Genomic DNA, 13152 nt, shown 5'->3' with positions numbered 1-13152 from the left:
CACCTCGGCGGGTGGGCGGTGCCGCCTCGTCGACCGGTGCTACCGGGTCACTGCTCCTTGGTGACCTGGACGCTGACGTTGGCCGTCACGTCCGGGTGCAGCTGCACGTCGACGACGTGCTTGCCCAGCGACTTGATGTGGCCGCGCAGGCTGACCGAGCGCTTGTCCAGGTTCGGACCGCCGGCCTTGCGGACCGCCGCGACGACGTCGCCGCTGGTGATCGAGCCGAACAGCTTGCCCTGCGGCGAGACCTTGGCGGTCAGGGTGACGGCGCCCAGGTTCTGCAGCTGCTGCTTGAGCTCGTGGGCGTGCTCCAGGTTCCGCACGCGGCGGGCCTCCTGGACCCGGCGGATCGTCTCGATCTGCTTCTGCGCGCCCTTGGTGGCCACGATGGCCAGGCCCTTGGGCAGCAGGTAGTTGCGCGCGTAGCCGTCCTTGACCTCCACGATGTCGCCCGACTCGCCGAGGTTGGAGACGTCAGCGGTGAGGATGATCTTCACGACGTATCTCCTTCCTGATCAGCGAGCGGTCGAGGTGTAGGGCAGCAGCGCCATCTCGCGGGCGTTCTTCACCGCGATGGCGACGTCGCGCTGGTGCTGGCTGCAGTTGCCGGTCACGCGGCGGGCACGGATCTTGCCGCGGTCGGAGATGTACTTCCGCAGCAGGGTCGTGTCCTTGTAGTCGATCTGCGCCGCCTTGTCCTTGCAGAAAACGCAGACCTTCTTCTTCGGCTTGCGCACGGGCGCCTTGGCCATAGGTCTTCCTCCTGAACGAAAAAACTTCGAGAGCGTGTCGCCGCGATCAGAACGGCGGCTCGTCGCTGAACCCACCGCCGGAACCGGCAGGTGGTGCGGAACCCCACGGGTCGTCGGCCGGCGGGCCGGCCGGAGCGCCGCCACCGAAGCCGCTGCCGCCTCGGCTGACCTTGTTCACCTTGGCGGTGGCGTAGCGCAGGGACGGACCGATCTCGTCGACCTCGAGCTCGACGACGGTGCGCTTCTCCCCCTCCTTCGTCTCGAAGGAGCGCTGGCGCAGCCTGCCCTGCACGACCACCCGCATGCCGCGGGTGAGCGACTCGGCCACGTTCTCCGCCGCCTGCCGCCAGATGTTGCAGCGCAGGAAGAGGGCTTCGCCGTCCTTCCACTCGCCGGTCTGGCGGTCGAAGATCCGGGGCGTGGACGCGACCGTGAAGTTCGCGACCGCGGCACCGGACGGGGTGAAGCGCAGCTCCGGGTCGGCGGTGAGGTTGCCGACCACCGTGATTACCGTTTCACCAGCCATGACCTGGGGACTCCAGTCTGGTCGTCGGTGTTCGGGCCGGGTCAGGCGTTGGCCTGAGCGGCGCGGGCCTTGGCGGCACGCGCGGCCTTGCGCGGCTGGGCGACCTTGCGCAGGACCTTCGTCCGCAGGATGGACTCGTTGAGGTTCAGCTGCCGGTCCAGCTCCTTGATGGTGGCCGGCTCGCCGTTGATGTCCAGGACGACGTAGATGCCCTCGGAGTTCTTGTCGATCTCGTAGGCCAGCCGACGACGGCCCCAGACGTCGACCTTCTCGACGGTGCCGCCGTCGTTCCGGACGATGTTGAGGAAGTTCTCCATGGACGGGGCGACGGTGCGCTCGTCCAGGCTCGGGTCCAGGATGACCATGAGCTCGTAATGACGCATGAAGACCATTCACCTCCTGTGGGCTCACGGCCATGGGCTCTCCATGGCAGGAGGGTCGTTCGCGTCGACGAACTGGACAAGGCTAGCAAGCGCCCCCGACAGCCCCGACACGCCCCGGCGGCTCGGCCGCGGCGCTGCTACTGGCGGCGCAGGACCCAGGTGCGGACCAGGCCCGCGGTGGCCACCGCGAGGGCGACGGAGGCGAGCAGCACCGGGCCCGCGACGCGCTCGGTGACCTCGGTGGGCAGCGCCTCGGCACTGCCCGCGGCGCGGACCTCGTCCTGCTGCTCGCGCGCCTCCTGCTGCTCCCGGGTCCGCGCGACCAGCTCGTCCACGTCGGGCGTCACGCCGGGCGCCTGGCCGAGGTAGCCCTGGCTCCACGCCAGCGCCGATCCCCGCAGGTCGGGCGGCAGGACGCTCACCGCGGCGGGTGCCCCGCCCGGCTGCGGCAGCGAGGTCTGCGGGTCCGGGACCGGCGCGTCCTGGCTGGGCGGCGGCGGGGGTGTCCCGGGCGCCGGCTGCTGCTGCGGCGGCTCCTGCGACGGCGGGGCCGGGTCCTCCGACGACGGCGGCGCGGGCGGCTTCTCCTCCTCGGGCTCGTCGACGCGCACGGTGACCGCGTTGCCGAGGCTGACGAGGTTGGTGAAGTGCCAGCGCACGGTGTCGACCTTGTCCTCCGGCAGGCCGAGCTCGGTCAGCCGCGACGCGGCGGCCTCGGCGATGTCCTTGCCCGAGTAGAAGGTCCGCTCCTCCGAGGCGACGCCGATCGGGATCGGGTCGAGCTGCTTGAAGCGCTCGGCGGCCTCGGCGGCGCGGCCGAAGTTCAGCGGCATGGTCAGCAGCACGGCCTCGCGCACCTTGAGGTCCAGGGTGCTGGGCGCCACGGCCACCTGCTGCCCGGGCGCGGCCTCGACGACGGCCAGCGGCGTGTCGACGACCAGGGCCTCGGCGTGCGCGGTGCCGGCGCCGAGGAGCGTACCGGCGGTGATCGCGAGACCGACGAGCCCGGTCGACAGCGCTCGACCGCGGGCCTTCGGCCTGATCAACGGGTTGGGTCGCCCCCGTCCCATGCTCGCCTCCCCGGGTGTGCGCGTCGTGACCAGTCTCTCAGAGAGACGATCTCAGATCTGTACAACGCTTGAACACCGCCGTGGGTGACGAGGCGGCGAGGTTTTCACGTGGTGGGATCCGGGCGGCACGGGCGGTCGGGGCGGGGCGCCTAGACTTCGGGCATGCGTATCGGCGCCCACGTCCGCGATGACGACCCGTTGACCGCTGCCGCCGAGCGGGGCGCGGAGGTCGTGCAGTTCTTCCTCTCCGACCCGCAGGGCTGGAAGGCGCCGGGACCGCACCCGCAGGCCGAGCAGCTGCGCGACAGCGACCTGCAGGTGTTCATCCACGCGCCGTACGTGATCAACGTGGCCTCGGTGAACAACCGGATCCGGATCCCCTCGCGCAAGGCGGTGGCGCAGCAGGCGAAGGCCGCGGCCGAGGTCGGCGCGCAGGGGCTGGTCGTGCACGGCGGGCACGTGACCAAGGACGACGACCCGGCCGAGGGCGTGGCGAACTGGCGCAAGCTGTTCGAGCGGCAGGCCGCGGACGGCGGGTTCGAGGTGCCGGTGCTCATCGAGAACACCGCGGGCGGGACCGGCGCGATGGCGCGGAAGTTCGACGCGCTGGCGCGGTTGTGGGACGCCGTCGGGGAGTTCGGCGCGGGGTTCTGCCTGGACACCTGCCACGCGCACGCGGCGGGCGAGGAGCTGCTGGACGTGGTGGACCGGGTGAAGGCGATCACCGGCCGGATCGACCTGGTGCACCTCAACGACTCCCGCGACGAGTTCGGTTCGTCGCGGGACCGGCACGCCAACATCGGCGCGGGCACCATCGACCCGGACCTGCTGGTGGCGGTGTGCGCGAGCGCGGACGCCCCGGTGGTGGTGGAGACCCCGGCCGAAGGCCAGGCGGACGACATCGCCTTCCTGCGCAGCAAGGTCTCCTGACGCGGGACGGCTGGGGGGGATCGGCATCAGCAGGACGGCTCGTGGGCTGACGATCTCCGGTCTGGTGGCGCTGTGCGTGCTGACCGCGCTGTCGCTGGCGCTGGGGTACGCGAACAAGGCGCGCTGCACCGGCCCGGAGTTCGACGAGTGGGGGCGCTCGGAGCCCGCGTACCAGGAGCGGGCGTACGGCGACGTCTGCTACTCCGACGTCCAGAACCTGTGGATCGGGCGGGACATCGACCGCCACGTGTTCCCGTACGTCAACGGCGGCATCGACTCGGACGGCTCGCTGCACGGCGGGGTCGTCGAGTACCCGGTGCTGACCGGGGTGCTGATGTGGGCGGGGGCGCTCTTCGTCGACACCGACGCGGGTTTCCTGGCGGCGTCGGCGCTGCTCATGGCCCCGTTCGGGCTGGCGACCGCCTGGTGGCTGGGCCGGTTGAGCGGCTGGCGCGCGCTGCTGTGGGCGTTGTCGCCGCCGCTGGTGCTCTACGCGTTCCACAACTGGGACCTGCCGGTGGTGGCGTGCGCGGTCGCGGCGGTGTTCGTGGTGCACCGGTGGACGTCGGTGCCGCTGCGGCGGCGCGCGACGGTGGCCGCGGTGGTGCTGGGGCTGGGGTTCGCGCTGAAGCTGTACCCGGCGATCTTCGTGCTGCCGCTGGCGTTGCACGTGCTCACCAGCGGCCGCGGGCGCTGGGACGTGCGCGGGGCGCTGCAGGTGGTCGGTGCCGCGGTGGCCACCGCGGTGGTGGTCAACGTGCCGTTCATGGTCGCCGGGTTCTCCGGGTGGGCGGCGTCGTTCGAGTTCCAGTCGCGGCGGCAGGTCGACCTCAGCACGAACTCGGTCTGGTACTGGGGGTTCCGGCACTGGACCGGGTCGGAGGAGTTCCAGTCGGCGATGGGCGTGGTGTCGCCGCTGCTGGTGCTGGCGTCGTTCGCGATCGCCTGCGCGGTGGGCTGGCTGCGGTACGAACGCACCGGGACCTACCCGTGGGTGCCGGTGTCGGCGGCGATGCTGTGCGGTTTCCTGTTGCTGCACAAGGTGCACTCCCCGCAGTACACGCTCTGGCTGCTGCCGTTCTTCGTGCTGGTCAACGTGCGCTGGGGGTGGATCGCGGCGTACCTGCTGGCGGACGTGGCGATGGGGATCAGCATCTTCCGCTGGATGTACCTGAACATGGCGGGCGAACCGAGCGGCGTCCACGACGGGTTCACCGCGCAGGCGCTGATGATCGGGGTGTGGGGCCGGGCGGCGCTGCTGGTCGGGCTGTTCGTCGCATTCCTCGCCGCCCGGTCCACTGTGGACAACACCGGTGCGGTCGGTCCGGGCCGCGTGCTGCCGGGGCGCCCGGCTCCCTCGGTCCAGCAGGCGTAGCGGACGGCCAGGGCGGTGACCGCCTCCGCGACGGCGGTGCGGCGCTCGGGTGGCCCGCGGACTTCGGCGTCCGCACCGGCGACGGTGGTCGTCTGGATCGACGGGTCGCCCTCCGCTGACCCCGGGAACGACTTCGGGCGCAGCTCGCGGGGAGCTGCGCCCGAAGTCGGTGGGGGTTCACCGGGCCAGGCTCAGAAGGCGGCCTCGTCGACCTCCATCAGGGAGAGGTCGGCCGCCTCGATGATCTTGCGGCGAGCGGTCAGCTCCGGCAGCACGTTCTTGGCGAAGAACCGGGCCGCCGCGACCTTGCCCTGGTAGAACGACTGGTCCTTGGCGGAGGCGCCGGCGTCCAGCGCGGCCAGCGCGATCTCGGCCTGGCGCAGCAGCAGCCAGCCGATGAGCAGGTCGCCCATGCTCATCAGCAGCGTCACCGCGTGCTGGCCGACCTTGTAGACGTTCTTGACGTCCTCCTGCGAGGAGGTCAGGAACTCGATCATCGTGCCGAGCATGCCCTGGGCGTCCTGCAGCGCCCGGCCGACCAGCGCCCGCTCCTCCTTGAGCCGCTCGTCGGCGCCCTCGGCCTCCAGGGTGGCCTGGATCTCGGCGGCGACGTGGCCGATCGCGGCGCCGTTGTTGCGGACGATCTTCCGGAAGAAGAAGTCCTGCGCCTGGATCGCGGTGGTGCCCTCGTAGAGGCTGTCGATCTTGGAGTCGCGGATGTACTGCTCGATCGGGTAGTCCTGCAGGAAGCCGGAGCCGCCCAGCGTCTGCAGCGACAGGGTCAGCATCTCGTAGGCCCGCTCCGAGCCGACGCCCTTGACGATCGGCAGCAGCAGGTCGTTGATCTGCTCGGCCTTGCTGAAGTCGGTGCCCTCGTGCTGGCCCTGGGTCACCTGGTCCTGCCACTGCGCGGTGTACAGGTAGACCGAGCGCAGACCCTCGGCGTAGGCCTTCTGCAGCATCAGCAGGCGCCGCACGTCCGGGTGGTGGGTGATGGTGACGCGCGGGGCGGTCTTGTCGGTGGCCTGGGTCAGGTCCGCACCCTGCACGCGCTCCTTGGCGTACTCCAGGGCGTTGAGGTAGCCGGTGGACAGCGTGCCGATGGCCTTGGTGCCGACCATCATCCGGGCGTACTCGATGACCTGGAACATCTGCGCGATGCCGTCGTGCACCTCGCCGAGCAGCCAGCCCTTGGCCGGGACGCCGTGCTGGCCGAAGGTCAGCTCGCAGGTGGCCGAGGCGTTCAGGCCCATCTTGTGCTCGACGTTGGTGACGAAGGCGCCGTTGCGCTCGCCGAGCTCACCGGTGTTGGTGTCGAAGTGGTACTTCGGGACCAGGAACAGGCTCAGGCCCTTGGTGCCCGGCTTGGGCTCCACGTCCGGGCCCTCGGGGCGGGCCAGCACCAGGTGCATGATGTTCTCGGTCATGTCCTGGTCGGCCGAGGTGATGAAGCGCTTGACGCCCTCGAGGTGCCAGGAGCCGTCCTCCTGCTTGACGGCCTTGGTGCGGCCGGCGCCGACGTCGGAACCCGCGTCGGGCTCGGTGAGCACCATGGTGGCGCCCCAGCCGCGCTCGATCATGATCTCGGCCCAGCGGCGCTGCTCCTCGGTGCCGTTGCGCCACAGGATCGTCGCGAAGTTCGGGCCGGCCATGTACATGTAGATCGCCGGGTTGGCGCCGAGCATCAGCTCGGCGGCCGCCCAGATCACGCTCGGCGGGGTGCCGTAGCCGCCGAGCTCGTCCGGCAGGCTCAGCCGCCACCACTCACCGTCCATGACCTGCTGGTAGGACTTCTTGAAGCCCTCGGGCAGGGTCACCGAGTGGGTGGCCGGGTCGAACGTGGCCGGGTTGCGGTCGCCCTCGACGAAGGACTCGGCCAGGGGCCCGGTCGCGAGCTCGTTGAGCTCGGTGAGCACGCCGCGCACGGTGTCCTCGTCGGACTGCTCGAAGGCGCCCTTGCCCAGTCGCTCCTGCACCTTGAACAGCTCGAACAGGTTGAACTCGAGGTCTCGTACGTTGCTCTTGTAGTGGCCCATGGAAAGGCTCCCTCTTGCACGCTGCTGCGGGTGGGCCCGGGCTCGAGCCCTTACTCGTCGGTAACAAGAGGGTATTACCTGGCGGTAACTTCTGCCAAGGCGGTCTGCGCTACACCACCCGGCGGAGCCATCGGCCCTGGTCGCCGACGCGGCGCCGGGGCGGCAGGATGCGGCTTGACCCTCACGTCGCGTGAGGCTCCAGGCTCGTCCGCGAGGAGGTGAGGACCGTGCCCCACTCGGTCGGCGACGTGGCCCGGATGTCCGGTGTGACCGTGCGCACCCTGCACCACTACGACCACATCGGCCTGCTGCGCCCGAGCGGTCGGACGGCGGCGGGCTACCGCAGCTACTCCGACGCGGACCTGGACCGGCTGCGCCGGATCCTCGGGTACCGGGCGCTGGACCTCAGCCTCGAGGAGATCGCGACCATCCTCGAGACCGGCAGCGACCGTGAGCACCTGCAGCGGCAGCGCCGGTTGCTGCTGCGGCGCATCGACCGGCTGCAGCGGGTGGTCGCGGCACTGGACCGCGAGCTGGAGGCGAGCACCGTGGGGATCGACCTGACCCCGGAGGAGAAGTTCGAGCTGTTCGGCGACTTCGACCCGGACGACCACGCGGCGGAGGCCGAGCGGCGCTGGGGCGGCACCGACGCCCACCGCCAGTCCCAGGAGCGGATGCGCTCCTTCACCAAGCAGGACTGGCAGCGCTTCCTGGCCGAGCAGCGGGAGGTCGGCCGCCGGCTGGCGGAGGCCAAGCGGGCCGGGGTGGCACCGGACAGCGAGCAGGCGATGGACCTGGCGGAGGAGCACCGCAGGCACATCACGCGCTGGTGCTACGACTGCACCCACGAGATCCACCGCGGGCTCGGCGACCTGTACGTCGCGGACGAGCGCTTCACCGCGACCTACGAGGAGCTGGAGCCGGGCCTGGCGGAGTACGTCCGCGCGGCCATCCACGCCAACGCCGACCGCGCCGGAGCCTGATCCCGCCGGCTCTCGTCACCAGGTCGAACGTCCCCCGACGGGCCTACACTCGGGCACCAGTTACTTCCTCCGGGGGAGCGGGTGGTCGGATGGCAACCCGGCGAGCGGGCAGGCTTCCCGACGACCTGACGAGCTTCGTCGGCCGACGTGCGGCGACGACGCAGGTCAAGAAGCTGCTGGCGGCCTCCCGGCTGGTCACCCTGACCGGGGTCGCCGGGGTCGGCAAGTCCCGGCTGGCCGTCCGCGTCGCCCGCGACCTGCGCCGCGCCTTCCCGGACGGCGTGTGGCTGGTGGACCTGGCCGAGGTCGGCGAGCGCAGCGACCTCGCACAGGTGCTGCTCGGCGCCCTCGCGCTGCGCAACGACCCGGCCGCCTCCGCCTCGGACGTGCTCGCCGAGCAGCTGGCCCACAAGCGGGTGCTCCTCGTGCTGGACGGCTGCGAGCACCTGCTGGACGAGTGCGGACCGCTGGTCGGCGAGCTGCTGGCGTCGTCCCCCGAGCTGCGCGTGCTGGTCACCTCGCGGGCACCGCTGACCATCGCCGGCGAGCGGGTGTGGTCGGTGCCGCCGCTGCTCATGCCGCGGCTGGACCCGCAGGGCCGGGTGGTGGGGCGCGCTGTCGGGCACGAGGCGCTGGAGCTGTTCGCCGACCGCGCCGCGGCGGTGCAGCCGGACTTCGCCATCGGACCGGACAACGAGGCCGACGTGGTGCGGCTGTGCCAGCAGTTGGACGGGTTGCCGCTGGCCATCGAGCTGGCCGCGGTGTGGATGCGGTCGCTGTCGGTGGCCGACGTCCTGGCCCGGCTCACCGACCGGTACCGGCTGCTGACCTCGGGCGACCGCAGCGCCTCGCCGCACCACCGGTCGCTGCGGGCGGCGATCGAGTGGAGCCACGACCTGTGCTCCCCGGTGGAGCAGGCGGTGTGGGCCCGGCTGTCGGTGTTCACCGACGGCTTCGAGCTGGAGGCCGCCGAGGCGGTGTGCGTCGGCGACGGCGTGAGCGTGGAGGACGTCTTCATCGGGGTGGCCGGGTTGGTGGAGAAGTCCGTGCTGGTCAAGGAGGACCGGCGGGACGCGCGCACCCGCTACCGGCTGCTGCGCACCATCCAGGAGTACGGCCGGGAACGGCTCGGCGGGGGCACCAAGGAGCGGGTGCTGCGCCGCCGCCACCGCGACCACTTCCTGCTGCTGGCCGAGCGCTTCGACGCCGAGTGGCTCGGACCGGGCCAGCTGGAGTGGCTGACCCGGCTGCGCCTGGACGCCGAGAACCTGCGCACGGCGCTGGAGTTCTGCTGCACCGAACCCGGCGAGGCCGACGAGGCGCTGTGCCTGGCGGCGGCGCTGCGGTACTTCTGGATCGCCACCGGGGCGTTCCGGGAGGGCATCGCCGTGCTCGGCGGCGCCCTGCGGGCCTCGCCGGACCCCGACCCGGCGCGGGCCCGGGCGCTGCTGGTGGACGCCCTGGTGCACGGCTGGCACGGGGAGTCCGACACCGCGCTGGAGCTGCTCGCCGAGGCGGAGGGGGTGGCGCGGCAGGTGCGGGCCGACCGGGTGCTGGAGCTCGTGCCGCACGTCGCCGGGGTCACCGACCTGGTCCGCGGCGAGCACGCGTCGGCGCGGGCGCGGTTCGCCGAGGCGCTGGAGCAGGACGAGGTGCTGCGCCACGACGCGCTGCCGCTGATCAGCATGGCGGGCCTGGCCGAGCTGCACGTCTTCGACGACGACCTGGAGCGCGCGGTCGGGCTGTGCCGGACGTGCCAGGAGGTCTGCGCCGAGCACGGCGAGCGGTGGGCGCGGTCGTGGTGCGAGCTGGTGCTCGGCCTGGCCCGCTGGCGCCAGGGCCGGCCCGACGAGGCGGTGTCCCACCTGCACGAGTGCCTGCGGATCAAGCACCAGTTCGGCGACACCCTCGGTGCGCTGCTGGCGGTGGAGGTCGAGTCGTGGGTGGCCGCCGCCCAGGGCCGGTGGGCCCGGTCGGCGCAGCTGAGCGCCGCGGTGCGCCGGTTGTGGCAACCGGCGAGCAGCTACCTGCTCGGCATCCGCCCGTACGCGGCCTGGCACGCGGAGGCCGAGGCGCGGGTCCGGCGGGCGCTGCCCGCTCCGGAGCGGCACGCCGCCCGGCGGCGCGGCGAGGAGCGCACGCTGGACGAGCTGGTCGAGTTCGCGCTGGGCGAGCGCCGGCAGGCGGCGTCGGCGGACGCGCCGGTGCGGCTGACCCCGCGGGAGCGCGAGGTGGCCCAGCTGGTGGCGCAGGGTCTGTCGAACCGGCAGATCGCCGAGCAGCTGGTGATCTCCAAGCGCACCTCGGACAGCCACATCGAGCACATCATGGCCAAGCTCGGCGTCACCTCGCGGACGCAGATCGCGGTGTGGGTCGCCGAGCAGCAGTGACGCTCACGCGGCCGCGCGGGGCGCGACCAGGCGCGCGCGGCGGGTGGCGGAGAAGACCACCTGGCGCGGCGGGACGGCCAGGCCGAGGCGTGGTGGCTGGATCCAGCGCGGGTCGCGCAGCGGCGGCAGCCGGAGGTGGGTCCCCGTCGGCACGGGGGTGAGTTCCGGCAGGTCGTGCGGGCACTCGGTGGGCTGCTCGGGCTGGGTGAACAGCAGCCAGTCCGCGCCGTCGGCGAGCACCGGACCGGCCAGCAGGTGCACGGCCAGCACGTGGTGCACGTGGGCGGCGAAGTCGGCGGGCGCGCGCAGGGCGCTGACGGTGTCGCCGACGAGGAGCGTGGTGCGGTTCGTGCGCGGGTCGTGGTGCACCCGCCATCCGGCTGCGTGGTACTCGGGGAGGTCGGACATGGCTTCCACGGGTTCCGTCGTTGGTGGGTCGGGGCGGCGCGCGGACCGGCTCAGCGAGGTGGGTGCGGCGGCTCCCGGCACCGCCGTTCGGACGGGAAACACCCACCTCGCTGACGGGGCGCGGGCGCCGGGCAGCGGGGGCGTGCTGCGCCGGTCGCCACACCTCCTCCCCGGTGCGGTGGTGCCGGGTCGCCGTCGCCGTCCCGGCCGGGTGGGCCGGGAGCGGGGCGGCGGCCCCCGGTGGACCACCGCGCAGGTCCTCCGCGTCGGTGCGTCGCCACGGGAGCGGCTCCCTCGTCGACGCAGTCGAGAACATGCCGGAAGACCCTGGTGCGCGAAGCGGGACAAGTACCGAGGGCCATACCGAAGCCCCCACGAAGTTCACCCGTTCGAGGGTCCCGACACACGTGCAGAACTCCGCTGGCGCTGCCCGGGAACGGTCCGCGCGCTCCCTACGCTCGATCCGCACGGCTGATCGAGAGGGGCACGTCATGCGCACCGCCTTCATCCACGGCGAGGTCGACCGGTTCGAGCGCGCCCGCGCCGAGCTCGTCGCCCGGTTCGAACGCAGCCGCCCGGAGCTGCGGGCCGGCCGGCTGGTCGACCTGCTGCTCACCGACAAGTTCGCCCGGGACGGCCTGCTGGCCTGGTGGCCGGAGGAGGAACTGACCCGGTTCCTGGTCTCGGTGGTGCCGCGCCGGGCGGTGCTGGCGGACTGGTCGCTCGCGCCGGGCTTCCTGCACCAGTGGATCGGCTTCCTCGCCGAGAACGACCTGCTCACCAGCCCGTCCCCGCTGTCCGACCTGCACGAGGCCGTCGAGCGGGCGACACCGGAGCACCTGGCGGCGATGGCCGAGCCGACCGAGTGGAGCTCGGAGAAGTTCTGGACGACCACGATGCGCGAGCTCGGCGTGGACACCGAGGATCCGCGGGCCGTGGCGGAGTTCTTCACCTCGGTGGAGGCCGACGAGGTCGAGGTGGACCGCGACGTGCTGGAGGAGGTCGAGCGGCGCGAGGGGCTGGAGCCGGGCGACCAGCCCGCGCTGTGGCTGCCACCGGTCGAGCTCACGGTGCTCGAACCGCACCGGGCGATCGCGGCCGGAGCACCGGTGGTGCAGCGGATCCGCACCCTCCTCGACTGGATCGGCGACGGCCGCGACCCGTCCGACGCGGACGGGCTGGTGGAGGCGCTGGGCGGCAGCGCGGAGGAGGCCGACCTGCTGCTGGAGTGGGCCGAGCGCGCCGGCCTGCTCCGCCCGGCGGGCGACCTGCTGGTGCGCACCGCGGTCGCCGAGCCCCTGCTGGCCCACCCGGACCTGCTGTGGACCCGGCTGTGGCAGCGGTTCGTGCTGGTGGACGACGTGTTCCGGGACCGGCTGGAGGTGCTGTCCGACGGCGCCGACGCGCTGCCGGAGATCGTGCAGGCGGCGCTGAGCGTGCTGTACGCGCGGACCGACGCGGTGCCGCTGGAGCTGATCGTGACGATGACCTGCGACCTCCTCGGCGAGGACGGACCCGCGGCGCAGGAGGCGGTGCGCGACGTGGTCGGCCGGGTGCTCGCCCAGTGGGAGTCGATGCAGGCGGTCCGCACGCACGAGGACGGCGGGCGCACCCTGGTCGAGCTGCTGCCCGCGGGTCTGTGGGCCGCTCGCGAGTCGCTGCGCGCCTTCGGGTTCCACGTCCCCACCGTGGACGACCTGGTGACCGCCCCGGCGGAGCTGCTGGCCCTGGTGCTCACCGACGCTCCCGCCGGCGTGCAGCAGGTGCTGGTGGAGCGCTGGATCGAGCGGCGCGGCGCCCGCGCGGCGAGCGGCGAGCTGGCCGCCCTGCTGCGCCGGGTGGACGACCCGACGGTGCGGCTGTCGGCGCTCGCCGTCCTGGAGCGCACCGGTGCGGAGGGCGTGGCCGCGGCGCGCGAGCTGGTCGACGACCCGGTGGCGGGCGCGGCGGTGCGGGTGTGGTTGCGCGCCCGGACGTCGAGCGGTGACGACCTGGTGCGCCCGGGCGACGAGCTGTCGTGCGCGCTGGACGAGGACAGCGAGCTGTTCCTCGCCGAGTTCGCCGAGCGGCCGGAGCACGACCAGCTGTCGGTGATCTCCGAGATCGCGCGCAGCGAGCACGCCAGCGCGGCGGAGGTGCTCGGGGCGATCGCCGAGCAGCACCCGGAGGAGGCGATCGCGACGGCGGCGCGCGCGGGCCTGGCCGGCTGACGCGGTCCGTTCGCACCACTCCCCGCGTCCCCCGGGAGGGCGCGGTTTCCGCTGGTCGGCCGCATCCGCGGTGACCTGACTCATGT

12 protein-coding genes are annotated in these 13152 nt (G+C 72.6%); 5 read left to right on the top strand and 7 right to left on the bottom strand.

What is annotated here, in order from left to right; genetic code table 11:
* Window positions 1-47: 47 nt before the first annotated feature.
* From rplI to HNR68_RS04030, 5 genes are all read right to left on the bottom strand, one after another.
* Window positions 48-500, bottom strand: a complete 453-nt coding sequence (rplI, locus tag HNR68_RS04050; RefSeq protein ID WP_179717758.1) for a 50S ribosomal protein L9 — start codon at window positions 498-500, stop codon at window positions 48-50.
* Between the two features lie 18 nt (window positions 501-518).
* Window positions 519-755: a 30S ribosomal protein S18 gene (rpsR, locus tag HNR68_RS04045; protein ID WP_093151213.1), complete on the bottom strand. Its 237-nt coding sequence runs from the start codon at window positions 753-755 to the stop codon at window positions 519-521.
* Between the two features lie 46 nt (window positions 756-801).
* Complete coding sequence (locus tag HNR68_RS04040; RefSeq protein ID WP_179717756.1) at window positions 802-1281, bottom strand: single-stranded DNA-binding protein; 480 nt, start codon at window positions 1279-1281, stop codon at window positions 802-804.
* 41 nt (window positions 1282-1322) lie between these two features.
* Window positions 1323-1673, bottom strand: a complete 351-nt coding sequence (gene rpsF / locus HNR68_RS04035) for a 30S ribosomal protein S6 (protein ID WP_246330384.1) — start codon at window positions 1671-1673, stop codon at window positions 1323-1325.
* Window positions 1674-1801: 128 nt separating this feature from the next.
* Window positions 1802-2734, bottom strand: a complete 933-nt coding sequence (locus tag HNR68_RS04030; protein WP_179717754.1) for a hypothetical protein — start codon at window positions 2732-2734, stop codon at window positions 1802-1804.
* 162 nt (window positions 2735-2896) lie between these two features.
* Here HNR68_RS04030 and HNR68_RS04025 point away from each other — a divergent pair, with 162 nt between their 5' ends.
* Both HNR68_RS04025 and HNR68_RS04020 read left to right on the top strand, forming a co-directional pair.
* A complete protein-coding gene (locus HNR68_RS04025) occupies window positions 2897-3664 on the top strand; it encodes a deoxyribonuclease IV (protein WP_179717751.1) in 768 nt (255 codons plus the stop codon).
* A gap of 52 nt (window positions 3665-3716) precedes the next feature.
* Window positions 3717-5039 carry a glycosyltransferase family 87 protein gene (locus tag HNR68_RS04020; protein WP_179724623.1) on the top strand — a complete coding sequence of 441 codons (1323 nt, stop codon included), beginning with the start codon at window positions 3717-3719 and terminating at the stop codon, window positions 5037-5039.
* A gap of 191 nt (window positions 5040-5230) precedes the next feature.
* Here the strand turns inward: HNR68_RS04020 and HNR68_RS04015 are convergent, their stop codons facing one another.
* Window positions 5231-7075 carry an acyl-CoA dehydrogenase gene (locus tag HNR68_RS04015; RefSeq protein WP_179717750.1) on the bottom strand — a complete coding sequence of 615 codons (1845 nt, stop codon included), beginning with the start codon at window positions 7073-7075 and terminating at the stop codon, window positions 5231-5233.
* Between the two features lie 227 nt (window positions 7076-7302).
* Between HNR68_RS04015 and HNR68_RS04010 the strand changes: the two genes are divergently transcribed.
* The gene (locus HNR68_RS04010; RefSeq protein WP_179717748.1) at window positions 7303-8058 is read left to right on the top strand and encodes a TipAS antibiotic-recognition domain-containing protein; all 756 of its coding nucleotides are present in this window, start codon (window positions 7303-7305) and stop codon (window positions 8056-8058) included.
* A gap of 89 nt (window positions 8059-8147) precedes the next feature.
* On the top strand, window positions 8148-10448 hold the full coding sequence (locus tag HNR68_RS04005; RefSeq protein WP_179717746.1) for a LuxR C-terminal-related transcriptional regulator: 2301 nt from the start codon (window positions 8148-8150) through the stop codon (window positions 10446-10448).
* Window positions 10449-10451: 3 nt separating this feature from the next.
* On the opposite strand, the gene HNR68_RS04000 is transcribed toward HNR68_RS04005, so the two are convergent.
* Window positions 10452-10856 (bottom strand): hypothetical protein, encoded by a 405-nt coding sequence (locus HNR68_RS04000; protein WP_179717744.1) that lies wholly within the window; start codon window positions 10854-10856, stop codon window positions 10452-10454.
* A gap of 491 nt (window positions 10857-11347) precedes the next feature.
* Here HNR68_RS04000 and HNR68_RS03995 point away from each other — a divergent pair, with 491 nt between their 5' ends.
* Window positions 11348-13066: a hypothetical protein gene (locus tag HNR68_RS03995; protein WP_179717742.1), complete on the top strand. Its 1719-nt coding sequence runs from the start codon at window positions 11348-11350 to the stop codon at window positions 13064-13066.
* Window positions 13067-13152 lie beyond the last annotated feature (86 nt).

It is taken from the genome of Saccharopolyspora hordei (assembly GCF_013410345.1).
Lineage (GTDB): Bacteria > Actinomycetota > Actinomycetes > Mycobacteriales > Pseudonocardiaceae > Saccharopolyspora > Saccharopolyspora hordei.
Note: the sequence above shows the minus strand (reverse complement) of the source record. Positions and strands in the feature narration are given on the sequence as shown.